The sequence below is a fragment of the Streptomyces sp. NBC_01334 genome (assembly GCF_035983595.1).
In the GTDB taxonomy this organism is placed as follows: Bacteria; Actinomycetota; Actinomycetes; order Streptomycetales; family Streptomycetaceae; genus Streptomyces; species Streptomyces coriariae.
In genome coordinates, this window is sequence record NZ_CP130718.1 from 6,937,423 (window position 1) to 6,961,134 (window position 23,712).

The following is a 23,712-nucleotide window of genomic DNA, read 5'->3' on the forward strand; positions in this document are numbered from 1 at the left end:
CTCCGGTCCGGTCGGCCACCCCGGAACTACCCCCCCTGTTCCGGGGTGGCCGACCTCCTTCTCTGGTGCAGACCACGGAAAGCAGACCCCGGATCCGATCCGGGGTCTTTTTTCGATCCGGGTTCCTTTTCCGCCGTCCGGCCGCCCCTGACAAGCTGGGGCCCATGCCGTCCCGCCCCACCCGCGCCGTTCTCGGTCTCCTGCCGCCCGCTCTGCTCTTCGTGCTGATCACCTGGCAGGTCGCCGCCGACGGCCCGCTGCTGCGCCCGGACGAGCGCCTCAGCCGCGCCCTCGTCCATCCCGACCGGGCCTCCGAGCTGCTGGCCGACCTGGGCGAGGTGCAGATCGCGCTGCCCGTGCTGGTGCTGGTCGCCGGGTACGCGGCCTGGCGAGGGAGAGCGGCGGGCGAGCCGCGGTGGTGGGTGCCGTCCCTCGCCGCGCTCGCCGTGCTGCTGCTGGTGCCGCTGATCGTCGTCCCCCTGAAGGTGTGGACCGACCGGCCCGGTACGCCCGCCGTGCCCCCGGCCACCGGCTACTACCCCTCCGGGCACACGGCGACGGCGGCCGTCGCCTACGGTGCGGCGGCGCTGGTCCTGCTGCCGTGGCTGCGCACCGCGTCCGCCCGGTGGCTGGCGCTCGCGACGAGCGTCCTGCTCGTCCTGGCCGTGTCGTTCGGGCTGGTCAGGCGCGGCTACCACTGGCCGCTGGACGTCGTGGCGAGCTGGTGTCTGTGCACGGTGCTGCTCGGCGCGCTGTGGCTCCTCCTGGAACGCGAGCGGCAGGCGCGGGAGCGGATCCGGACGGCAGCGGGGCGACCGTGCCAAACCGGCGCACCCCGGCCGTCCACCCGTACGACTCGGACAAGCGACCCTTCGGCCTCCCGCCCCTACCGTGGAGCACGAAAGCCACAGGACACCCCCTAAGCGGAAGGGCCGGGACTCGCAATGCCCCAGGAAAAGAATGTGGGGGCCACCCACGCCTTCTGGCTGGCCGGCCGCCAGGTCACCGGCGAGGACAGCTTCGACGTCACCTCGCCGTGGGACGGCCGTCTCGTCGGCAAGGTCAGCGTGCCCACGGACGCGCAGGTCGAGGAGGCCGTGGCCGCCGCGTACGCCGTGCGGGACGAGTTCGCCGCCACCCCGGCCCATGTGCGCGCCGCAGCCCTCGACCACGTCAGCAAGCGGCTCGTCGAGCGCACCGAGGAGATCGCCCGGCTGATCTCCGCCGAGAACGGCAAGCCGATCAAGTGGGCGCGGGGGGAGGTCGGCCGTGCCGTCTCCGTGTTCCGGTTCGCGGCCGAGGAGGCCCGGCGGTTCAACGGCGGCGAGGCCCAGCGCCTCGACACCGACGCGGGCGGCCAGGGGCGCCTCGCCCTCACCCGGCGCTTCCCGAAGGGTGTCGTGCTCGGCATCGCGCCGTTCAACTTCCCGCTGAACCTGTGCGCCCACAAGATCGCCCCGGCGATCGCGGCCGGTGCGCCGATCATCCTCAAGCCGGCCCCGGCGACCCCGCTGTCCGGCCTGATCATCGGTGACCTGCTCGCCGAGACCGAGCTGCCGGCCGGCTCCTGGAGCATCCTGCCGGTCTCCAACGACCGGATGCCCGCGCTCGTCCAGGACGAGCGGCTGCCGGTCATCTCCTTCACCGGTTCCGAGAAGGTCGGCTACGCGATCATGGACTCGGTGCCGCGCAAGCACTGCACCCTGGAGCTGGGCGGCAACGGCGCGGCCGTCGTCCTCGGCGACTTCGCGAGCGACGCCGACCTCGACTGGGCGGCCGGCCGCATCGCGACCTTCTCCAACTACCAGGGCGGCCAGTCCTGCATCTCCGTGCAGCGGGTCATCGCGGACGCCTCCGTGTACGACCGGCTGCTGCCGCGCATCGTCGCCGCCGTCGAGGCGCAGGTCACCGGCGACCCCTCCGACGACAGGACCGACGTGGGCCCGCTGGTCAGCGAGGACGCGGCCAAGCGCGTCGAGACCTGGGTGGACGAGGCCGTCGCGGCGGGCGCCTCGCTTCTCGCGGGCGGCAAGCGCGACGGCGCCTCCTACGCGCCGACCGTCCTCACCGACGTACCGGCGGACACCACCCTCGCCTGCGAGGAGGTCTTCGGACCGGTCCTCACCGTGACGAAGGTGGACGGCGAGGCCGAGGCCTTCGCCGCCGTCAACTCCTCCAAGTACGGCCTCCAGGCGGGCGTGTTCACGCACGACGTCCAGGTCGCCTTCCGCGCCCATCGCGCGCTGGAGGTCGGCGGTGTCATCGTCGGCGACGTGCCGTCCTACCGCGCCGACCAGATGCCGTACGGCGGCGCCAAGCAGTCCGGCGTGGGGCGCGAGGGCGTGCGGTTCGCGATGGACGACTACACGTACGAGCGGGTGCTGGTCCTCACCGGGCTCGCGCTCTAGCTCATGGGAACCATTTTCATATAGGCTCCCCGAAGGGTTCCGGCACCGATGCCTTCCGGTGCCGGACCCCTTCTTCGCACCGGCTTCCTCCGGACCCTCAACCGGAGAAGCCGACGTGCGCCAGCCGCAGGGGGCCGCGCAGTCCGACGCGCAGATCGTGGACGCCCCCGGCGGTGAGGGCCGCGTCGACGGTGAGGTAGTCGTACGGTCCCGGCGTGGGTCCGGCGACCGTCACCGTGGCCAGGGCCGGGCCGCCGTCGAGCGACAGCTCCACGGTGCCCGAGCCGGCCACCGTCACCGTCACGCCCGTCGTGCCGGTGCCCGCGCCGAAGTCGCAGGCCCGGTAGACCAGTTCGCCCGTCCCGCCGGCCACCGGCGTCACCGCGTCGCCCGACACCTTCGTCCGGTCGACGATCTCGACGCCGCTCTGCTCGTCGAAGTCGGCGGCCTCCAGACCGCGCCGGCGGACCGGGCGAGGGGCGGACGGTTCGCCCTCCAGCGTGACGGTCGTCCGCAGCCGGACGTCCGTGCTGGACGCGCCGACCAGGAGGTCGTACGGGCCGGACTCCAGACGCCACCGGCCCTGCGTCACGTCCCAGAAGGCGAAGGCGGACAGCGGGACGTCGAAGGAGAGCTCCGCGCTCGCGCCCGGGGCGAGCGTGACACGGCGGTGGTCCAGCAGCTCACGGCGCGGCCGGGTGACCGAGGGGTCCACGGCGCGGGTGTAGAGCTGGGCGACCTCGTCGGCCGTCATGTCCCCGGTGTTGGTGACCGTGCAGGAGACGTGCGCCGTGCCCTCCTCGACGCGCACCGCCAGGTCCGCGTAGGCGAACGACGCGTACGACAGGCCGTGCCCGAACGGGAACAGCGGGGTGCCCTCGAAGTAGAGGTACGTCTGACGGGCGCCGATCACGTCGTAGTCGAGCAGGTCGGGCAGATCGGCGTCGCCGGCGTACCAGGTCTGCGGGAGGCGCCCGGCCGGGGAGACGTCACCGGCCAGGACCCGCGCGAGAGCGGTGCCCGCGGCCTGGCCGCCGTGCGCCGTCCACAGCACCGCGGACAGCGGGCCCGGCTCGACCGCGTACGGATACGCCGACACCAGGGCCAGCACCGTGCGCGCGTTCGCCGCCCGGGCGGCCGCCAGCAGCCGCTCCTGGTGCGCCGGCAGCCGCAGTGTGGTGCGGTCCTCGGTCTCCCGGCCGTTGATGTGCGGGTCGTTGCCCGCCACGACCACGACCACGTCGGCCCCGGCCGTGACGCGGGTCACTGCGTCCTCGCCGGATTCGACGACGATGACCTCGACGACCTCGGGATTCTCCTCGTCCGGCCCGGCAACCCTGACGCCGTCGGCGGCGACACAGACGTGGCGACCCGTCCCCAGATGCAGCAGGAGGTGACCGTTCCCTTGGGTGTTCCCGGATGTGTTCCCGTCGGTGTCCGCACGCGGTTCCAGGCGGAACGTCTCCTGGACGACCCAGCCGCCGGGCTGGTCGGCGGAGGCGCGCAGGTAGCCGTCCTCGGCGACGGAGAGGTAGCGCCCGTCGGGCGCGCGCAGGGTCAGCACGCCCTCGCCCCAGTCGACGAGCGCGAGCTCCGTACCGGTCGCGTCCGTGGTCAGCGGCGGGAGGTCGGTGCGGCCCGCGAGCAGCGCCGGGTCGAGCGCGCCCTCGGCGCCGCGCACCTCGTCGGTGGCCTCTGGCGCGGTGGGGACCTTCAGGAACGTGCCCGCGGAGGTCCTGAGCAGGACCCGGTCCACGCCCTCCGCGAACTCCACGCGCTCGGCGCCGAACCGCTCGTACAGGCCCTCCAGCGGGGTGGAGCGGTGCAGCAGCGTCCCGCTGTACCAGTCGAGCTTGCACTCGTCGGCGAGCAGGCCGACCACCGCGATGCGGGTGTCGGGGGCCAGCGGCAGCACACCGTCGTTGCGCAGCAGGACGATCGCCTGCTCGGCGGCCTCCCCGGCGAGCGTGCGATGGGCGGGGGAGTCGAACTCGCCGGTGCCGGCGTGCGGGTCGTAGTGCGGGTCGAACTCGCCCAGCCGGAAGCGGACCGAGAGCTGGCGGCGGACCGCCGCGTCGACGTCGGCCGGGGTCAGCAGGCCCTGCTCCAGGGCCCCCTCGACCCGGGCGACGATCTTGGAGCCGTCGGTGCCGTGGTCGGTGAAGCTGTCCACGCCGGCCACGAGCGCGGCCGCCGTCGCCTCCTCGTGGGTGCCGAAGTAGTGCTCGGAGTCCACCAGGTTGGAGGGCGCGCCCGCGTCCGAGCAGACCAGCAGCTCCTCGTCGGTCCAGGCGCGCAGATGCTCGCGCAGATACGGCGAGACATGGTTGGGGCGGCCGTTGACCAGGTTGTACGCCGGCATCACCCCGGCCACCGCGCCCGCCTCGACGCATCCGCGGAAGGCGCGCAGATCGTACTCGTGCAGCACGCGTGGGCGGACCGAGGACGAGGTGACGTCCCGGCCGGTCTCGTTGTTGTGGGCCAGCCAGTGCTTGAGGACCGGGGCCGTGCGCCAGTACGTCGGATGATCACCGCGCAGACCGTGCGTGTAGGCGGTGGCGATGGCGGAGGTCAGCCGGGGGTCCTCGGAGTAGCCCTCCTCGTTGCGGCCCCACAGGGGGTGGCGCAGCAGGTTGACGGTGGGGGACCAGACGTTCAGGCCCACCCGCTCGTCGCGGGCGCGCATCGCCCGGACCTCCTTGGACACCGCCTCGCCGATCCGGCGTACCAGGTCGGTGTTCCAGGTCGCGCCCAGTCCCACGGCCTGTGGGAACACCGTCGCCGGGCCCATCCAGGCGACACCGTGCAGCGCCTCCTGGCCGGTGCGGAAGGCGGCGATGCCGAGCCGCTCGACGGCGGGTGCGAACTGGTGCAGGAAGGAGACCTTCTCCTCGGGGGTCAGCCGGGACAGCAGATCGTCGATGCGCTTCGCGAACGGCAGCTGCGGATCGCGGAAAGGCGGCGTGGGCGGCGTGTGTGCGGTCACGTGGGGATCCCTTTGCGGTGGAGCGGGGAGGCTCTTTCGAAGCGCTTCGATGCTCATTCGACGGTGGGCCGGGTGTCAAGGGGACCTCACCGCTATTTCAAGCAGCACATACGGAGAGGTCGCCCCTGATACCTCGGAGGAATGTTGGGAGCGACCCTTGTGCACCCCAGGGTGTTCACTTAACCTCGCAGCAACATCGAAGCGCTTCGACTGGGAAATATCGAAACATCGTCGGAGGACCGCTTCAGCTCAGCCAGTTCCACTCGAGACACCGCAGCCGACGGCCACCGCCGGGTGTCCTGGTGCGCCATGAAGGGTTGACGCAATGACGCCGAACGCCGCTTCCGCCTCCTCCGGCCCGAGCCGGAGAAGCTTCCTCGCCTCGACGGCGGTCGCCACCGCCGCGGTGGCCGGAGGGATGCCGTTGCTTGCCGCCTGCGGCGGTACGGACAGCGGCTCGCGCGACGGCACCACGTCGGGCAAGGACGCGAAGAAGATCCTGCCCGCCTACGTGGCCAGCAACGTGGTGACGCCCGACATCCCGTCCAAGAACGGTTCCTCGGTCGGCTTCAGCAGCAAGCTCGACCTCGCCACCCTGAAGACCTCGGTGCCGAAGAAGCTCGGCAAGGGCGGCAAGGTCACCGTGATGTCGCCGTTCTGGGGCTCGCCGCCGAAGGGCGACAACGCCTACTACACGGCGATGAACGCCCTCATCGGCGTCGACGTCGTCTGGCAGAACCAGGACGGCAACACCTACGACCAGAAGCTCGGCGCCGTGCTCGCCTCCAGCGACGTGCCGGACGTGGTGGTCGTCCCCGGCTGGAACATGGGCGGCAAGATACCCAGCGCCATCCTCGGCAAGTTCGCCGACCTGGGCCCGTACCTGTCCGGCGACAAGGTCAAGGAGTACCCGAACCTCGCGGCGATCCCGACCGACGCCTGGCAGCGCTCCCTCTTCGGCGGCAAGCTGCGCGGTCTGCCGATGCCGTCGTCCTACGTCACCAACATCGTGCCCTTCTACCGCAAGGACCTCTTCGACAAGAACGGCTACGAGGTCCCGACGACGACGGACGAGTTCACCGCCCTGGCCAAGGAGATCACCAACGCCAAGGCCAAGGTGTGGGCCTGCGGCGACATGAAGTGGACCGCGTTCAACAGCTTCGGGGTCCCCTCCGGCGGGGAGAAGCCGCTCGGCTGGATCCTCGAGGGCGGCAAGCTCGTCAACCGGGTCGAGCTGGACTCCTACCTCGAGGCGCTGGAGTGGACGCGCAAGCTGTTCGCCGCCGGCTACGTGCACCCGGACTTCAAGCTGGGCAAGAGCCAGGCCGTCGACCCGAGCACCAAGTTCGCCGCCGGTGAGTTCCTCATCTACAACAACGACATCTCCAGCTGGTACGGGCAGCAGGCCTCGCAGGCCGCGCAGAACCCGGACTTCCGGATCTGGGGCATGGACATCTTCGGCCACGGCGGCGCCGACCCGGTCATCTACGCCACCCAGCCGGCCAACATCTTCGCCTTCGTCAACAAGAAGGCCTCCGAGGCCGTCATCCGCGATGTGCTGGCCGTCGCCAACGTCACCGCCGCCCCGTACGGCACCAAGGAGTACATGCTCACCAACTACGGGGTGGAGGGCACGCACTACAGCGTCAAGGACGGGGTGCCCGTCAAGAACGACAAGGGCAACCAGGAGGTCCTGAACGCCTTCGTGATGGTCGCGAGCCCGGCGTCGACCATCGCCCACCCCGACTTCCCGGACATCGCCAAGGGCCAGGTCGAGTGGCAGCAGCGGATGGGCGCCTTCACCAAGAAGTCGGCCTTCTACGGCATGCAGATCACCGAGCCCAGCCGCTGGACCAACCTCTCCAACAACTTCGAACAGCTGGAGGACGACATCGTCCGCGGCCGCAAGAAGATCAGCGACATGCAGGCGGCCGTCTCCGACTGGAAGAAGAAGGGCGGCGACGAGCTGCGCGCCTGGTACCAGAAGCTGCTCGACGACAACGGCACGGCGACGAGCTGACGGCGGCGAGGCAAGGAGAACGGCCGTGTCGCACAGCACGGTGCCTCGGAGCAGGGCCGAGGCCGACGAGTCGGGAAAGACCCCGGTGGCGCCCGGCGGCACCACCGGCCCCCAGGGAAAACGGTCCTCCGGGAAGCTGGGTCTGCGGGTCAGGCTCAGACGGGACCGCGTCCTGCTGCTGATGACGCTCCCGGCGGTCGTCCTCATCCTGCTCTTCAACTACGTGCCGATCCTCGGCAACGTGGTCGCCTTCCAGGACTACGACCCCTACGTCAGCGACAACGGAATCGTCGCCATCTTCCACAGCCCCTGGGTGGGTCTGGAGAACTTCCAGCGGCTCTTCGAGGACTCGGCCTTCTGGGAGGCCGTCCGGAACACCCTCGTGCTGTTCTTCCTCCAGCTGGTGCTGTACTTCCCGATCCCGATCATGCTCGCGCTGCTCATCAACAGCGTGGTCAGGCCCCGGATCCGGGCGGTGTCGCAGGCGATCCTCTACCTGCCGCACTTCTTCTCCTGGGTGCTGGTCATCGCCGTGTTCCAGCAACTGTTCGGCGGCGCGGGGATCCTCTCGCAGCTGCTGCGGCAGCACGGGTACGACGGCATCGACATCATGACCGACCCGGAGACCTTCAAGTTCCTGATCACCGCGCAGAGCGTCTGGAAGGACGCCGGCTGGGGCATCATCGTCTTCCTCGCCGCGCTGGCCTCGGTCAACCCCGACCTGTACGAGGCGGCCGCGATGGACGGCGCGAACCGCTGGCGCCGGATGTGGCACGTGACGCTTCCGGCCCTGCGCCCGGTGATCGCGCTGCTGCTCGTGCTGCGGGTGGGCGACGCGCTGACCGTCGGCTTCGAACAGATCCTGCTCCAGCGCGACGCGGTCGGACCAGGGGCGTCGGAGGTCCTCGACACCTTCGTGTGGTGGAACGGCGTCCGCAACCAGGACTTCGGCTACGCGGCCGCCGCCGGTCTGATCAAGGGCGTCATCAGCCTCGGCCTGGTGCTCGTCGCGAACAAGGTGGCCCATCTCATGGGCGAGCAGGGGGTGTACCAGAAGTGACCGCCGTGATCGACAAAACCGTGCGCACACCCGGCCGCTGGGCGGCGCCGCCGCGGCCCGTGTGGGAGGAGGAGCCCAGCAGGGCCGGCCTCGCGGGCAAGGGCATCGCCCTGTCCTTCGCCTGCCTGGCGATCCTCTTCCCGCTGTGGATCGTCCTCGTCACCAGCCTCTCCTCACGGAAGACCATCGACGAGGCCGGCGGGCTGGTGATGGTGCCCAAGGGGATCACCTTCATCGCCTACCGGGAGCTGCTCAGCGGCGGACAGGTCACCCGCGCCGCGGTCATCAGCGTCCTGATCACCCTCGTCGGCACGCTCTTCTCGATGGGCGTCTCCGTCCTGTGCGCCTACGGCCTCTCCCGCTCGGGCTCGTTCGGGCACCGCTGGATCCTGATGGTCCTGCTGGCGACGATGTTCTTCAGCGCGGGCCTGATCCCCACCTACCTGCTGGTGCAGTCCCTGGGCCTGATGGACACCTACCTCGCGCTGATCCTCCCGAGCGCGATCAGCGTGTTCAACATCCTGGTCCTGCGCGGCTTCTTCATGGGGATCTCGCAGGAACTCATCGACAGCGCGCGGATCGACGGCGCGGGGGACTTCCGGATCCTCTGGCAGATCGTCATGCCGCTGTCGAGGGCGGTGCTGGCCGTCATCACGCTGTTCTACGCCGTCGGCTACTGGAGCGCGTGGTTCAACGCGTCGCTGTACCTCAACGACCAGGACATGATGCCGCTGCAGAACGTCATGATCCAGCTGGTGCAGAAGCAGGAGGCGCCGGTCGGCCTGGGACAGGCGATCAAGACGGGGCAGCTGTCGGGACTGGCCGTGCAGATGGCGGTCATGGTGATGGCTCTGCTGCCGGTGGCGGTGTTGTCGCCGTTCGTCCAGAAGCACTTCAAGAAGGGGATGCTCACCGGGGCGGTCAAGGGCTGACGTCCCCCGTCGCGGGGAGAGCCGGCGGACTGCGGTACTTCGGCTGCGGGCGGGTGGGGGCCGATCGCGCAGTTCCCCGCGCCCCCAGGGGGTTGCGGTCACCCCGGCGCCCCTCCTCCCCCTCAGCCGTGGGCAGTCGCGCCGGTGGCGCGGGGCGGGCGCAGCGCCCCTCGCGCCCCAGCAAGCGCGGGGCGAGTGACCCCACCCCGGCCGGCACCAGCACACGGCACCGAACGAACCCCAGGTCCACGACCCCCAGCGAGGTACCTCATGCCCATGCCCTCCCCGAGCCGCCGCACGCTCCTCGCCGGAACGGCGGCCGCCGCCGCGTTCACCGCGCTGCCCGCCGGGCAGGCAACTGCGGCCGCCGGCAACAGCACCCCCGCCTACCGTTGGCGCAACGCCGTGATCGGCGGCACCGGATTCGTCACCGGTGTGCTCTTCCATCCGGCCGTCCGGGGTCTCGCCTACGCCCGTACCGACATCGGCGGCGCCTACCGCTGGGACGACCGCGCGGCGCGCTGGACTCCGCTCACCGACCACCTCGGCTGGGACGACTGGAACCTCCTCGGCGTGGAGGCCCTCGCCGTCGACCCCGCGCACCCGGACCGCGTCTACCTCGCCCTCGGCACCTACGCCCAGTCCTGGGCGGGCAACGGAGCCGTCCTGCGCTCCGAGGACCGCGGCGCCACCTGGACCCGCAGCGACCTCACCGTGAAGCTCGGCGGCAACGAGGACGGACGGGGCGCGGGGGAGCGGCTGCTGGTCGATCCGCGGGACAGCGACACCCTGTGGCTGGGGACCCGGCACGACGGGCTCCTCAGGTCCACCGACCGGGGCGCCACCTGGGCGGCCGCCACCGGCTTCCCGGGCACCCCGAGCGCGAGCGGCCAGGGCGTCACCCTTCTCGTCGCCGCCGGCCGCACCCTCTACGCCGGCTGGGGCGACTCCGACGGGACGAGCGCCAACCTGTACCGGACCGCCGACGGCACCACCTGGGAGGCCGTCCCCGGCCGGCCCACCGGCAGCTCCGCCAAGGTGCCCGTCCGCGCCGCCCATGACCGCCACACCCGTGAGCTGTACGTGACGTACGCCGACGCACCGGGCCCCAACGGCCAGGCGGACGGCAGCGTGCACAAGCTGGCGACCGCGAGCGGCAGGTGGACCGACGTCACGCCGGTCCGGCCCGCGGCCGGTGACACCTTCGGCTACGGCGGTGTCGCCGTGGACGCCCGGCGCCCCGGCACCGTCGTCGTCTCCACCAACAACCGCTGGTCGGCGGTGGACACCCTGTACCGGACCACGGACGGCGGCCGCACCTGGACGTCGCTCAAGGACACGGCGGTCCTCGACGTCTCCGAGACCCCGTTCCTCACCTTCGGCGCCGACGCACCCAAGTTCGGCTGGTGGATCCAGGCCGTCGCCGTCGACCCCTACGACTCGAAGCACGTCGTCTTCGGCACCGGCGCCACGCTCTACGGCACCCGGGACCTGAAGCACTGGGCCCCGCAGATCCGCGGCCTGGAGGAGACCTCCGTACGGCAGCTGATCTCGCCCCCGACCGGGCAGGCGCACCTGATCAGCGGCCTCGGGGACGTCGGGGTGATGTACCACGAGCGGCTCACGGCCTCGCCGTCCCGGGGCATGGCGACGAACCCCGTGTTCGGGACGGTGACGGGACTCGCGCAGGCCGCGGACAGGCCGTCCTACGTCGTCCGCACCGGCTGGGGCGACCACGGCAACGGCGCCTGGTCGGCCGACGGCGGCAGATCCTGGGCGCCCTTCGCGGCCCAGCCCGCCCTCGCCGAGGACGCGCCGGGGCCCATCGCCACGAACACCGACGGCAGCGTCCTGCTGTGGACCTTCGTGCACTGGGACGGCACCAAGTACCCCGCCCAGCGCTCCGCGGACAACGGGGCGACCTGGTCCGAGGTCTCCTCCTTCCCCAAGGGCGCCACCCCGCTCGCCGACCCGGCAGACCCGGCACGCTTCTACGCGTACGACACCGACACCGGAACCCTGTTCGCCAGTACCGACGCCGGCCTCACCTTCACCGCGCGGGCAGGCCAACTGCCCTCCGGTGACAGCCAGTTCCAGCTGGCCGCGGCCCCGGGGCGCTCCGGCGACCTGTGGCTGAGCACCAAGTGGAACGGCCTGTACCGATCCACCGACGGCGGTGCGAGCTTCACCAAGCTGACCAGCTGCTGGGCCTCGTACACCGTCGCCTTCGGGAAGGCCGCCGACGGCGCCGCGTACCCGGCGGTCTACCAGGTCGGCTCCACGGAGGCGATCACCGCCGTGTACCGCTCCGACGACGGCGCGCAGAGCTGGGTGCGGATCAACGACGACCGGCACCAGTGGGGCTGGATCGGCGCGACCATCGCCGCCGACCCGCGGATCCACGGCCGGGTGTACATCGCCACCAACGGCCGGGGCATCCAGTACGGGGAGCCCGTCCGATGACCGCCCTCGACCGGCCCGGTCTCGCCGACGCCACCCGCGGCCGCATCCTCTTCGGCGGCGACTACAACCCCGAACAGTGGCCCGAGAAGACCTGGCACGAGGACGTCCGGCTCATGCGGGACGCCGGCGTCAACTCGGTCACCCTCGGTGTCTTCTCCTGGTCCAGGCTCGAACCCGAGCCGGGCGCAAGGGAGTTCGGCTGGCTCGACACGCTGATGGACCTGATGCACGCGAACGGCATCGGCGTCGTCCTCGCCACCCCCACCTCCGCCCCGCCCCCGTGGCTGGGCCGGCTGTACCCGGACACCCTGCCCCGCGACGAGAACGGCGACGTCGAGTGGTGGGGCGGACGGCAGCACTTCTCGCACTCCAGCGCCACCTACCGCCGGCACGCCGCCGCCATCACCGAGGACCTGGCCGCCCGCTACGGCGGCCACCCGGCCCTCACGATGTGGCACATCAACAACGAGTACTGCACGGCCGATCACGGCGACGAGGCGGCCGTCGCCTTCCGCCGCTGGCTGCGCGAGAGGTACGGCACCCTCGACGCCCTCAACACCGCCTGGGGCACGGACTTCTGGAGCCAGGGCTACGACAGCTGGGACACCGTGCTGCCCGCCCGCCGCCCCCACTACCTGAAGAACCCCGGTCAGGTGCTGGACTTCCGGCGCTTCACCTCCGACATGCTTCTGGAGTGCTACCTCGCCGAGCGTGACATCGTCGCCCGGCACACCCCGCACATCCCGGTCACCACCAACTTCATGCCGCTCTTCTTCGGCCAGGACGCCTGGCGCTGGGCCGAGGAGGAGGACGTCGTCTCCGTCGACCTCTACCCCGATCCGCGCGACCCGCTGGGCGCCCAGCACGGGGCACTCGTGCAGGACCTGACCCGTTCCCAGGCGCGCGGCCCCTGGATGCTGATGGAACAGGCGGCGGGACCGGTCAACTGGCGCGGGGTGAACCACCCCAAGCCGCGCGGTCTCAACCGGCTCTGGTCCCTCCAGGCGGTGGCCCGCGGCGCGGACGCCGTCTGCTACTTCCAGTGGCGCCAGTCCCGGCAGGGCGCCGAGAAGTTCCACTCCGGGATGGTCAGCCACGCGGGGGAGCAGGGCCGTACCTTCCAGGAGGTCAAGCAGCTGGGCGCCGAACTCGCCCGGATCGGCGCCGAGGTGACGGGCAGTCACATCGCCGCGGATGTCGCGATCCTGCACGACTGGCACGCCTGGTGGGCCGGCGCCCAGGACGGCCGCCCCTCCACCCACGTCGATCACCCGGCCGTCCTGCACGCCTGGCACCGCGCCCTGTGGGAGAGCCACCTCACCACCGACTTCGCCCACCCCGGGCACGACCTCACCGCCTACCGGCTGGTCGTCGTCCCCCAGCTGTACGCGCTGACGGACGCGGCGATCGACAACCTGCTGGCCTACGTCCGTGGCGGCGGCACCCTCGTGGCCGGCTTCCTGACCGGCGTGGCCGACGAGGACGACCGGGTCCGCCCCGGCGGGATGGACGCCCGCCTGCGCGAGCTGTTCGGCATCCGCACCCTGCACGAGTGGTGGCCCCTGGAGGCGGGGGAGCACGTCGCGACCGACGGCTTCCGCGGGACCCTGTGGTCGGAGGAGCTGGAAGCCGAACCGGACGCGGTGGATACCCGCTACAAGGGCGGCGAACTCGACGGACTGCCCGCCGTCCTGCGCCGCGACCGCGCCTGGTACGTCTCCACCCTCCCCGAGCCCGAGGCCTTCCGCGCGCTGCTCGCCCGTATCGCCGCCGACGCGGGCGCCCGGCCCGTCCTCGAAGGTCTCCCGCCGGAAGTCGAGGCCGTACGCCGGGGTGAGCTGCTGTTCCTGCTCCACCACGGCCGTGAGCCGGTGACCGTCCGGCTCCCGGGCACCCACCACGACCTGCTGACCGGGACGGCCCGCACGGACGAGATCACGCTGGGCCGCTACGGCGTGGCGGTGTTGCGCTCATGACCGGCGCCTCGTCGCGTGAGTACCCCGGCCTCCCGAGCACCGACCGCCCCGTGCACGGCACCCACGAGTACCGGCCCGCCGACCGCTGGGAGGACGCCTTCCTCAGCGGCAACGGCCGGCACGGCACCCTGACGTTCGGCGATCCGTACGACGACCGGGTCGTCGTCACCCACCACACCCTGGTCCGCCCCAACGGCGCCGAACACGCCCGTCCGCCCGAACTCGCCGCCGAACTCCCTGCCCTCCAGGACAAGTTGCTGGCCGGAGAGTGGGAGGCCGCCGAGGGCTTCACCGACCACCGGCCCCTGCAGTGGGTCCAGCCCTTCCACCCGGCCTTCCAGATACGGCTGAGAGCGACCTCGGACGAGCCGCGCCGCCACCACCTGCGGACCGTCGACTTCACCACCGGCGAGGCCACCGCCACCTGCGCGGGCGGCACCAGCCGGGTCTTCGTCTCCCGCGCCGACGACGTGATCGTCCAGCGGGTCACCGGTCTCGACCTGGACATCTCCCTGGACCACCGGCTGCCGGGCGCACCCGCCGACCTCGCCGTCGGCCAGGGGTCCGTCCTCACCCCGGACGGCGCCCTGCTCACCCTGCGCGCCCGCTACCCGGACAGCGACCGTGCCTACACGGGCGTGACCCTCGTCGTCGTCACCGGCGGCCGCACCCGGATCACCCACCCCGGCGTGCGGGTGACCGGCGCGGAGTCCGTGCTGCTGCTCACCCGCGTCCGCAGACACACCGGCGAACTGGACGTCACCGGGGAACAGCGCGCCCTGAGCGAGCTGCCGCAGCTCTACGACGACCTGCTCGGACGCCACCTCCCCCTCCACCGCACCGCCTACGAGCGCGTCACCCTCGACCTCCACGCCGAACCGGACGAGCGCGGGCTCCCCGGCTCCGAGCTGCTGGAACGCCCCCGCAGCAGGGCGCTGCTGGAGCGTCTCTTCGCGGCGGGGCGCTATCACCTCCTGTCCTCGGCCGGCCTCAACCCGCCCCGGCTGACCGGCCTGTGGACCGGCGACTGGGAAACGGCCTGGTCCGGCGCGTTCACCAACGACGCCAACGTCAACCTCCAGACGGCCTCCGCCGCGGCCGCCGCGCTCCCCGAAGTCACCGACGCGCTGGCCTCCCTCATCCACCGGCAGCTCGACGACTGGCGGGAGAACGCCCGCGCGGTCTTCGGCGCCCGGGGCGCGGTCGCGCCCGCGCACTCCGACGGCGAGTCCGGGCTGACCTACCACTTCAGCCGCGAATACCCGCTCCACCTGTGGACGGCCGGCGCCGACTGGCTGCTCAAACCCCTCGTCGACCACGACGAGACCCGCGGCGAACGCGACCCGCGCACCGCCGCCGCCCTCGCCGAAGTCGCCCGTTTCTACGAGGACTTCCTCACCCGCACCGCCCCCGACGACCCCGAGGGGCCGCTCGTCGTCGTCCCCTCCTACTCGCCGGAGAACCGGCCCACGGGCGGCAGCTGGGGCGCCGTGAACGCGGCCATGGACCTCTCGGCGGCCCGGCACGCACTGCTCACCGCCGCCGCGTACCACCCGGACGACCCGGAGCGCGCCGGCCGCTGGCGTGCCCTCGCCGACCGCCTCCCGCCGCACCGGATCAACGCCGACGGCGCCCTCGCCGAGTGGGCCGGGCCCGGCCTCGACGACACCTACGACCACCGCCACCTGAGCCATCTCTACGGCGTCTGGCCCCTCGACGAGATCAACCCCTACGACACCCCGGAGCGGGCCGCCGCCGCCCGTCGCGCCCTCGAACTGCGCGGCGCCGAGAACGACTCCGCGCACGGCCACCTGCACCACGCGCTGATCGCGGCGCGTCTTCGGGACGGCCGGCGGGTCGCCCACGCCCTCGGCGAGGTCCTGGAAGGCGACTTCTTCCACGCCTCCCTGATGAGCGCCCACTACCCCCGCCGCGACGTGTACAACGCCGACGCCGCGCACACCCTCCCCGCCGTGCTGATCGAGATGCTCGTCCAGTCGACCCCCGACCGGCTGGTCCTGCTGCCGGCGCTCCCCCCGACGCTCCCGTCGGGCGAACTGCGGGGCGTGCGCACCCGGTTCGGCGCCGAACTCGACCTCTCCTGGGGGCCCGACGGCAGCCGGGCCGTCCTGCGGCCGCGGCGCGGTCACCGCATCGAAGTCCGGACTTCCTCCGGCGGCGCATCGCCGCTCGACCTGGTCGCCGGAGAAGACCACGTCCTCACCTCGGGGACGTGGTGACTCCCCCCACCCATGGAAGGGACACCATGGCAACACGTACGTTGAGCAGGGTCGGCAAGGCCCTGCTGGCCCCGGCGCTCGCACTCGGCGCGACCGTCGGACTCGCCGCCGCCCCCGCCCAGGCCGCCGTCTGGAACTCCTGCGACCAGTGGGGCAACACCAGCCTGAACGGCTACACGCTCTACAACAACATCTGGGGCTCCGGCGCCGGCAGCCAGTGCGTCTGGGCCAACTCCGGGACCAACTGGGGCGTCTGGGCCAACCACCCGAACACCGGCGGCATCAAGTCGTACCCCAACTCCAAGAAGGTGATCAACAAGACGATCACCTCGCTCGGCTCGCTGTCCAGCAGCTACAACGTCACCGTCCCGTCGTCCGGCGCCTACAACACGTCGTACGACATCTGGGACACGGACTACGACTACGAGATCATGCTCTGGGTGAACTACAACGGCGCCGTCGGCCCGCTCGGCACCTCGCAGGGCAACGTCACCCTCGGCGGCCACACCTGGACCGTCTACAAGGGCAACAACGGCGCGAACGAGGTGTTCTCGTTCCTGCGCACGTCCGACTCGTCGTCCGGCACCGTCAGCATCCTGCCGATCCTCAAGTGGATCAAGGACACGAAGGGCTGGTTCGGCAACGAGACCATCGGTGACGTGCAGTTCGGATACGAGATCACCTCGTCCTCCGGCGGGCTGGACTTCGTGACCAACAACCTCACCGTCAGCAGCAGCTGACGTCGGGGCCGGGGCCGGCCGGCGTGCCTACGCCCGGTCGACCTCGGCCCGCAGCGCGTTGTAGTCGGCGAAGGCCGCGTCGACGTCGGCGCGGGTCAGGCCGTACCGGGACAGGTCGTAGCTGTGCGGCCGGGCACCCCTGGGGCGGGAGGCGATCGCCGGGAGCCGGGCCGCGTCGGCGTCGGTCCAGCGGGCGCCGACGGCCGCGTAGAGCTTCGGGGCGCCGGCCGCCGGATCGGAGCCCAGCCAGGAGTACGGGACGTCCACGAGCGCCTCGCGGGCGACGGCGGACCGGGCCGCGAGGCCGCGCCGCACCGAGCGGCTCAGCAGCTCCAGCCAGGTGGCCCCGAGGCCGTGCAGGTCGACGGGGCGCAGGGTGATGGCCATCCCGTGCTCGATCAGGCTGCAGAAGGACGCCACGACGGCGGCCGGCTCACGGTGGGTCCACACCAGGGTGGCGTCCGGGAAGACCGTGAGCAGCGCGTCGAGGTTCCCGGTGTGCAGGGGCGACTTCAACACCCAGCGGCGGCGGGGCCGGCCGTACTGGAGCACCTGGTAGATCTGCTTGAGGTACGCGTAGTCGGGGACGTAGTCCCGCTCGTCGAGCGCGGCCCGGTAGGCCGGGATGCGGGCCTGGGAGAGCGGCATGACGGTGTGCGGGAGGGCGAACGTGCACTCCTCGGGGCCCTCGGCGACCAGAGGGTGGATGTCGCGGTAGCGCGGGGCGAACAGGTCGATGCCGCCGACCATCAGACGCGCGGCGGTGACCGCCCTCCCGCGCCGCTCGGCCGGTCCCTCCAGGTCCGGGGTCAGTAACTCCCACAACAGGGGACATCGGTGCTGCTCCGAGAGGGACAGCACGCCGTGCGTGAGGGTGGTGGCGGTGCGCGGCAGGCCGACCACGAACACCGGCCTCTCGATGGGCTCCCGCGCGATCCCGGGGTGCTCGGCGACGAGCCGCCGGACCCGGGCGCGGTTGGCGAGATGCCTGCGGACATGGCCCTGCGCGGACCACCAGCCGACCGGCGTGAGGTTCTCGTCCCGGGACCAGTGGCGCAGCAGCAGCCGCAGGTCGTCGACGAACCGCTGATCGCCGTCGGCCTGTCCGGCCCCGGCGAGGAGACGGCCGAAGACGCGGTCGGGGGTGCGACGGGAGCCGTGGCCCGGCCGGAGCAGCAGATTGGCCACGGTGAGGGCGAGCGGGGGTGAGGACATGGGCGGGACACCCTTCGAAGCGGGGACGGGCAGCGGACGGGTGGTCCCTTACCCAGTCAACTCACCTTTGCCTCAACGGGAGTTCACCGATGACTCAGGTTTTACGGACGGCCGGTCCCTCCCCTGGGCCGGGACCGGCCGCCCGGGTTCCCCTCCCCGTGCGGCTACTCCGTCACCGGCAGGCGCGCCCCGTCCCGCAGGAACAGCGGGAGGCGGTCCAGCGGGGCGTCGACGGTCACGGCCGCGCCGCCCTCGTACGTCTCGCCCGTCCACGCGTCCGTCCAGGTCGCGCCGGCCGGGAGGTAGGCCGTGCGGGCCGTGGCGCCCGCCGTCAGCACCGGGGCGACGAGCAGGTCCCGGCCGAAGAGGTAGGAGTCGTCCACCGACCACGTCGCCTGGTCGTCCGGGAACTCCAGGAACAGCGGTCGCATCGGCGGCAGCCCCTCCTCGTGGGCCTCCCGCATCACCCGCAGGACGTACGGCTTGAGCCGCTCCCGCAGCCGCAGGTACTTCTCCAGCACCGCGCCGGCCGCCTCGCCGTACGACCACACCTCGTTCGGGCCGCCGGTCATGTCCGGGCCCAGCGGCATGCCCGGGTCGCGGAAGCCGTGCAGCCGCATCAGCGGGGACAGCGCGCCGAACTGGAACCAGCGGACCATCACCTCCTGGTACGCAGGGTCGCTCGGGTCGCCGCCGTGGAAGCCGCCGATGTCGGTGTTCCACCACGGGATGCCCGACAGCGCGGTGTTCAGGCCGGCCGCGATCTGCCGGCGCAGGGTCGCGAAGTCGGTACCGATGTCACCGGACCACAGGGCGGCGCCGTAGCGCTGGCTGCCCGCCCACGCCGAGCGGTTGAGGCTGATGATCTCGTCCTCGCCGGAGGCGCGCAGACCCTCGTAGAAGGTGCGGGCGTTCTCGGCCGGGTACATGTTGCCGACCTCCAGGCCCGGACCCGCCCAGTAGCGCAGGTTCTCCTGGAAGCCGGGCTTCAGCTCCGGTTCGCAGGCGTCCAGCCAGAAGGCCGTGATCCCGTACGGGGCAAGGTAGTTGTCGCGGATCTTCGACCACACGAACTCCCGGGCGTCGGGGTTCGTCGCGTCGTAGAACGCCACCTGGACCGTCGAGGCGACGCCCTTGTCCGGCCAGTCGGCGTGGGCCATCGGGCCGTACTGGGTGCCGATGAACCAGCCGCGCTGCTCCATCAGCGGGTGGTTCTCGCTCAGCGGCGACACGGACGGCCAGACGCTCACCACCAACTTGACGCCCAGCCCGTCCAGTTCGCGGACCATGGCCGCCGGGTCGGGCCACTCCGCCAGGTCGAACTTCCATTCGCCCAGGTGGGTCCAGTGGAAGAAGTCGCACACGATGACGTCGAGCGGCAGGCCCCGGCGCTTGTACTCCCGTGCCACGCCGAGCAGTTCGTCCTGGGTACGGTAGCGCAGTTTGCACTGCCAGAAGCCCGCCGCCCACTCCGGCAGCATGGGGGTGCGGCCGGTGGCCGCGCTGTAGCGGCGCTGGGCGTCGGCGGGGGCCCCGGCGGTGATCCAGTAGTCGATCTGCCGGGCCGAGTCCGCGACCCAGCGGGTGCCGTTGCCGGCCAGCTCCACCCGGCCGATCGCCGGGTTGTTCCACAGCAGGGTGTAGCCGCGGCTGGAGGTGAGCACCGGGATGCCCACCTCGGCGTTGCGCTGGACCAGGTCCAGGACCAGGCCCTTCTGGTCCAGGCGGCCGTGCTGGTGCTGGCCGAGGCCGTACAGCTTCTCGTCGTCGTAGGCGGCGAAGCGCTGCTCCAGACGGTGGTGGCCGTTGCCGACGGCCGTGTACAGGCGGGTGCCCGGCCACCAGAAGTGGGCGCGCTCCTCGGCCAGGAGTTCGGTGAGGTCGTCCGTCCGCAGGAAACGGATCACACCCTCGGCGTTCACCTCGACGGTGAGGGTGCCGACGGTCAACCGGCCCTCGGCATCGGTGATCTTGACGCTGCTCTCGGTGGCCGGCGGCTCGTCGAGGAGCGCGCCCGGCAGCCCCTCGAGGATCGGCCCGCCGAGCCGGGCGCGCACCCGGACGGCGTCCGGACCCCATGGCTCGACCCGCAGGGTCTCCTGGCGGCCGCTCCACTCCAGGGCGCCGCCGTGCTCACGGAAGGTGCCGACCGTGGGCGACGACTGCGCGAGGCTGACCTGAGGCTGGTTCTCGGCAGGCTGGTTCATGTGAGGTGCTCCTTGAAGGAGTGCAGACATGGCGGTGCCCTGGCAACGGGCGCGACGACGGAAGAGCGGGGTGGGTCAGGAGGCGGTGGGCGCCGGTCCCGTGCTCGCCCGGACCGTCAGCTCGGGCGCGATCAGCACGACTTCGTCGCTGCCGTGCCCCTCGAGCTTGGCGACGAGGCGTTCCACGGCGTGCCGGCCCATCTCCTGCGCGGGAATGGCGACCGACGTCAGCCGCACCGAGGCCTGGACGGCGACCTGGTCGGGGCAGACGGCCACCACCGACACGTCCTCCGGTACGGCCCGGCCCTGCTGGCGCAGCAGTGCGAGCAGCGGCTCGACCGCCGACTCGTTCTGCACGACGAACCCGGTGGTGCCCGGACGCTCGTCGAGGACCCGGGCCAGGGTCACGGCCATCGCGTCGTACCCGCCCTCGCACGGGCGGTGCAGCAGCCGCAGGCCCAACTCCTTCGCCCGGTACCGGAGTCCGTCGAGCGTGCGCTCGGCGAAGCCGGTGTGCCGTTCGTAGACGCCCGGCGCCTCGCCGATGACAGCGATGTCACGGTGCCCCAGCATCGCCAGGTGCTCCACGCACAGCGCGCCGGTCGCCGCGAAGTCCAGATCGACGCAGGTCAGACCGGAGGTGTCGGCGGGCAGCCCGATCAGTACGGACGGCTGGTCGGTGGAGCGCAGCAGCGGCAGCCGCTCGTCGTCGAGCTCGACGTCCATCAGGATCATCGCGTCGGCGAGCCCGCTGCCGGTGACACGGCGGACGGCGTCGGGGCCCTCCTCGCCGGTGAGCAGCAGGACGTCGTACCCGTGCGTGCGCGCGGTGGTGGCCACCGCGATGGCGATCTCCATCATCACCGGCACATACATGTCGGTGCGCAGCGGGATCATCAGCGCGATGATGTTGGACTTGCTGCTGGCCAGTGCGCGGGCGCCCGCGTTCGGGTGGTAGCCCAGCTCCCGGATGCTCTGTTCGACCCGCTGTCGGGTGTTCGTGGAGATGGACCGCTTGCCACTGAGGACATAGCTCACCGTGCTCGCCGAGACTCCGGCGTGCTGGGCGACCTCGGCGAGGGTGACCATCCAGCTCTCCAAGTTTTGTGAAGCGCTTCGACAGTGCGCAGGGCGAACAGGGGCGGGTGAGGGTGGTTCGACAGTAGCTCCAGCGGGGGTGGGTGTCCATAGGTTGTCGAAGCGCTTCGACAGCGAGTTGTGGGGGATTGGTGGAGAAGAGTACGGCAAGCTCTTCCGGCCCCCGCGGCCGCCACTCGTTCGGCGCAAGCTCCGCGCCGACGACGGGTGCGTACCGGGCGGCGGAGCGGGTGCCGAGCCTCGAAGGGAACAGGCCACCCGGACCGGAGCCGTACGCCTCCGGCACCGGCCGGAGGCACGCGCGTGGGGTGGCCACCTCGCCCCGGATCGGGTACCAACGATCGGGTAGCACCCATCGGTAACCAATGTGGCCCGAGATCCCGATTCGCGGCGAGGTGAGCCTCATGTCCGCACCACCCCTCAAGAAACCCACTGTCACCGAGCGCGAGGCGCGCCAGGTCGCCGAGGCAGCGCGGGAGCAGGACTGGCGCAAGCCCAGCTTCGGCAAGGAACTGTTCCTCGGTCGCTTCCGGCTGGACCTCATCCATCCCCATCCGCTGCCCACCGACGAGGCCGTCCGGCGCGGTGAGCAGTTCCTGACGAAGCTCCGCGCCTTCTGCGAGACGAAGGTGGATTCGGCCCTCATCGAGCGTGAGGCCCGCATCCCCGACGAGGTGATCAACGGGCTCAAGGAGCTCGGCGCCCTCGGCATGAAGATCGACCCCAAGTACGGCGGCCTCGGCCTCACCCAGGTGTACTACAACAAGGCGCTGGCCCTGGTGGGCTCCGCCAGCCCCGCGGTCGGCGTGCTGCTCTCGGCGCACCAGTCGATCGGCGTGCCGCAGCCGCTGAAGCTGTTCGGCACCCCGGAACAGAAGCAGCGGTTCCTGCCGCGCTGCGCCCGCACCGACATCAGCGCCTTCCTCCTCACCGAGCCGGACGTCGGCTCCGACCCGGCGCGGCTCGCGACGAGCGCGGTGCCGGACGGGGACGACTACGTCCTCGACGGGGTGAAGCTGTGGACCACCAACGGTGTGGTCGCCGACCTGCTGGTCGTGATGGCCCGGGTGCCGAAGAGCGAGGGCCACCGGGGCGGCATCACCGCCTTCGTCGTGGAGGCGGACTCGCCCGGCATCACCGTCGAGAACCGCAACGCCTTCATGGGCCTGCGCGGCATCGAGAACGGCGTGACCCGCTTCCACCAGGTCCGGGTCCCGGCCGCGAACCGCATCGGCCCCGAGGGCGTGGGCCTCAAGATCGCGCTGACCACGCTCAACACGGGACGGCTCTCGCTGCCCGCGTCCTGCGTGGCGGCGGGCAAGTGGTCGTTGAAGATCGCCCGTGAGTGGTCCGCGGCCCGTGAGCAGTGGGGCAGGCCGATCGCCCACCACGAGGCCGTCGGCGCGAAGATCAGCTTCATCGCGGCGACCACCTTCGCCCTGGAGGCGGTGCTCGACCTGTCCTCCCAGATGGCGGACGAGGACCGCAACGACATCCGGATCGAGGGCGCGCTGGCCAAGCTCATCGCCTCCGAGCTGGGCTGGCGCATGGCCGACGAGCTGGTCCAGATCCGCGGCGGCCGCGGCTTCGAGACGGCGGCCTCGCTGGCCGCCCGCGGCGAAAAGGCCGTCCCCGCCGAGCAGGTCCTGCGCGACCTGCGGATCAACCGCATCTTCGAGGGCTCGACGGAGATCATGCATCTCCTCATCGCCCGTGAGGCCGTCGACGCCCACCTCTCGGTCGCCGGAGACCTGATCGACCCCGACAAGTCCCTTCAGGACAAGGCGAGGGCGGGTGCGAACGCGGGCGTCTTCTACGCCAAGTGGCTGCCGAAACTGGTGGCGGGACCGGGCCAACTGCCGTCCTCCTATGCGGAGTTCAAGCACGGCATCGATCTCTCCCCGCATCTGCGGCACGTGGAGCGGCACTCCCGCAAGCTCGCCCGCTCCACCTTCTACGCCATGTCCCGCTGGCAGGGCCGGATGGAGACCAAGCAGGCCTTCCTCGGCCGGATCGTCGACATCGGCGCGGAGCTGTTCGCGATGAGCGCGGCCTGCGTGCGCGCCGAGATGCTGCGCTCGCGCGGCGAGAACGGCCGGGAGGCCTACCAGCTCGCCGACGCCTTCTGCCGCCAGTCCCGGATCCGCGTCGACGAGCTCTTCGGCCGGCTGTGGAGCAACACCGACGACGTGGACGGCAAGGTCGTCAAGGGCGTCATGGCCGGCACCTACGAATGGCTGGAGCACGGCATCGTCGATCCGTCCGGGGACGGTCCCTGGATCGCCGACACCACACCGGGACCCAGCGAGCGGACGAACGTCCACCGTCCCATCCGCTGACCGGGCGCCGGGACGTGTGTCCGCCACC

The 23,712-nt window shown here is 71.6% G+C and carries 14 protein-coding genes; 10 read left to right on the plus strand and 4 right to left on the minus strand.

The window, feature by feature from the left end; translation table 11 throughout:
* Nucleotides 1-164 precede the first annotated feature (164 nt).
* Together OG736_RS31305 and OG736_RS31310 are read left to right on the plus strand one after the other, a co-directional pair.
* A complete protein-coding gene (locus OG736_RS31305; protein WP_327185337.1) occupies nt 165-923 on the plus strand; it encodes a phosphatase PAP2 family protein in 759 nt (252 codons plus the stop codon).
* Between the two features lie 39 nt (nt 924-962).
* Complete coding sequence (locus OG736_RS31310; RefSeq protein ID WP_327185338.1) at nt 963-2,408, plus strand: aldehyde dehydrogenase family protein; 1,446 nt, start codon at nt 963-965, stop codon at nt 2,406-2,408.
* Between the two features lie 97 nt (nt 2,409-2,505).
* Here OG736_RS31310 and OG736_RS31315 read toward each other — a convergent pair whose 3' ends face one another.
* On the minus strand, nt 2,506-5,394 hold the full coding sequence (locus tag OG736_RS31315; RefSeq protein WP_327185339.1) for a glycoside hydrolase family 3 C-terminal domain-containing protein: 2,889 nt from the start codon (nt 5,392-5,394) through the stop codon (nt 2,506-2,508).
* Nucleotides 5,395-5,719: 325 nt separating this feature from the next.
* On the opposite strand from OG736_RS31315, the gene OG736_RS31320 reads away from it, so the two are divergent.
* The 7 genes from OG736_RS31320 (at nt 5,720) to OG736_RS31350 (ending at nt 16,825) form a co-directional block, all read left to right on the plus strand.
* Nucleotides 5,720-7,414 carry an extracellular solute-binding protein gene (locus OG736_RS31320; protein WP_327185340.1) on the plus strand — a complete coding sequence of 565 codons (1,695 nt, stop codon included), beginning with the start codon at nt 5,720-5,722 and terminating at the stop codon, nt 7,412-7,414.
* Nucleotides 7,415-7,439: 25 nt separating this feature from the next.
* A complete protein-coding gene (locus OG736_RS31325; RefSeq protein ID WP_327185342.1) occupies nt 7,440-8,474 on the plus strand; it encodes an ABC transporter permease in 1,035 nt (344 codons plus the stop codon).
* Nucleotides 8,471-9,406: a carbohydrate ABC transporter permease gene (locus OG736_RS31330; protein WP_327185343.1), complete on the plus strand. Its 936-nt coding sequence runs from the start codon at nt 8,471-8,473 to the stop codon at nt 9,404-9,406. The genes OG736_RS31325 and OG736_RS31330 overlap by 4 nt, the downstream gene beginning before the upstream one ends.
* A 270-nt stretch (nt 9,407-9,676) precedes the next feature.
* Nucleotides 9,677-11,869 (plus strand): 1,4-beta-glucanase, encoded by a 2,193-nt coding sequence (locus OG736_RS31335; RefSeq protein ID WP_327185344.1) that lies wholly within the window; start codon nt 9,677-9,679, stop codon nt 11,867-11,869.
* Nucleotides 11,866-13,845: a beta-galactosidase gene (locus OG736_RS31340; protein ID WP_327185345.1), complete on the plus strand. Its 1,980-nt coding sequence runs from the start codon at nt 11,866-11,868 to the stop codon at nt 13,843-13,845. The genes OG736_RS31335 and OG736_RS31340 overlap by 4 nt, the downstream gene beginning before the upstream one ends.
* Nucleotides 13,842-16,085 carry a glycosyl hydrolase family 95 catalytic domain-containing protein gene (locus OG736_RS31345; RefSeq protein ID WP_327185346.1) on the plus strand — a complete coding sequence of 748 codons (2,244 nt, stop codon included), beginning with the start codon at nt 13,842-13,844 and terminating at the stop codon, nt 16,083-16,085. The genes OG736_RS31340 and OG736_RS31345 overlap by 4 nt, the downstream gene beginning before the upstream one ends.
* Before the next feature lie 26 nt (nt 16,086-16,111).
* Complete coding sequence (locus OG736_RS31350) at nt 16,112-16,825, plus strand: glycoside hydrolase family 12 protein (protein ID WP_327185347.1); 714 nt, start codon at nt 16,112-16,114, stop codon at nt 16,823-16,825.
* Nucleotides 16,826-16,852: 27 nt separating this feature from the next.
* Here the strand turns inward: OG736_RS31350 and OG736_RS31355 are convergent, their stop codons facing one another.
* The 3 genes from OG736_RS31355 to OG736_RS31365 form a co-directional block, all read right to left on the minus strand.
* A complete protein-coding gene (locus OG736_RS31355) occupies nt 16,853-18,040 on the minus strand; it encodes a sulfotransferase family protein (RefSeq protein ID WP_327185348.1) in 1,188 nt (395 codons plus the stop codon).
* A gap of 164 nt (nt 18,041-18,204) precedes the next feature.
* Nucleotides 18,205-20,247, minus strand: a complete 2,043-nt coding sequence (locus tag OG736_RS31360) for a glycoside hydrolase family 31 protein (protein WP_327185349.1) — start codon at nt 20,245-20,247, stop codon at nt 18,205-18,207.
* A gap of 75 nt (nt 20,248-20,322) precedes the next feature.
* Complete coding sequence (locus OG736_RS31365; RefSeq protein ID WP_327185350.1) at nt 20,323-21,336, minus strand: LacI family DNA-binding transcriptional regulator; 1,014 nt, start codon at nt 21,334-21,336, stop codon at nt 20,323-20,325.
* A gap of 413 nt (nt 21,337-21,749) precedes the next feature.
* On the opposite strand from OG736_RS31365, the gene OG736_RS31370 reads away from it, so the two are divergent.
* Nucleotides 21,750-23,684, plus strand: coding sequence for an acyl-CoA dehydrogenase family protein (locus OG736_RS31370; RefSeq protein WP_327185351.1), 1,935 nt, complete (start codon nt 21,750-21,752; stop codon nt 23,682-23,684).
* Nucleotides 23,685-23,712 lie beyond the last annotated feature (28 nt).

What these genes read in the sequence shown, in the direction of transcription:
- OG736_RS31305 (WP_327185337.1), top strand. Translation starts at nt 165, where the DNA reads ATGCCGTCCCGCCCCACCCGCGCCGTTCTCGGTCTCCTGCCGCCCGCT.
- OG736_RS31320 (WP_327185340.1), top strand. Translation starts at nt 5,720, where the DNA reads ATGACGCCGAACGCCGCTTCCGCCTCCTCCGGCCCGAGCCGGAGAAGC.
- OG736_RS31335 (WP_327185344.1), top strand. Translation starts at nt 9,677, where the DNA reads ATGCCCATGCCCTCCCCGAGCCGCCGCACGCTCCTCGCCGGAACGGCG.
- OG736_RS31340 (WP_327185345.1), top strand. Translation starts at nt 11,866, where the DNA reads ATGACCGCCCTCGACCGGCCCGGTCTCGCCGACGCCACCCGCGGCCGC.
- OG736_RS31345 (WP_327185346.1), top strand. Translation starts at nt 13,842, where the DNA reads ATGACCGGCGCCTCGTCGCGTGAGTACCCCGGCCTCCCGAGCACCGAC.
- OG736_RS31350 (WP_327185347.1), top strand. Translation starts at nt 16,112, where the DNA reads ATGGCAACACGTACGTTGAGCAGGGTCGGCAAGGCCCTGCTGGCCCCG.
- OG736_RS31355 (WP_327185348.1), bottom strand. Translation starts at nt 18,040, where the DNA reads ATGTCCTCACCCCCGCTCGCCCTCACCGTGGCCAATCTGCTGCTCCGG.
- OG736_RS31360 (WP_327185349.1), bottom strand. Translation starts at nt 20,247, where the DNA reads ATGAACCAGCCTGCCGAGAACCAGCCTCAGGTCAGCCTCGCGCAGTCG.
- OG736_RS31365 (WP_327185350.1), bottom strand. Translation starts at nt 21,336, where the DNA reads ATGGTCACCCTCGCCGAGGTCGCCCAGCACGCCGGAGTCTCGGCGAGC.
- OG736_RS31370 (WP_327185351.1), top strand. Translation starts at nt 21,750, where the DNA reads ATGTCCGCACCACCCCTCAAGAAACCCACTGTCACCGAGCGCGAGGCG.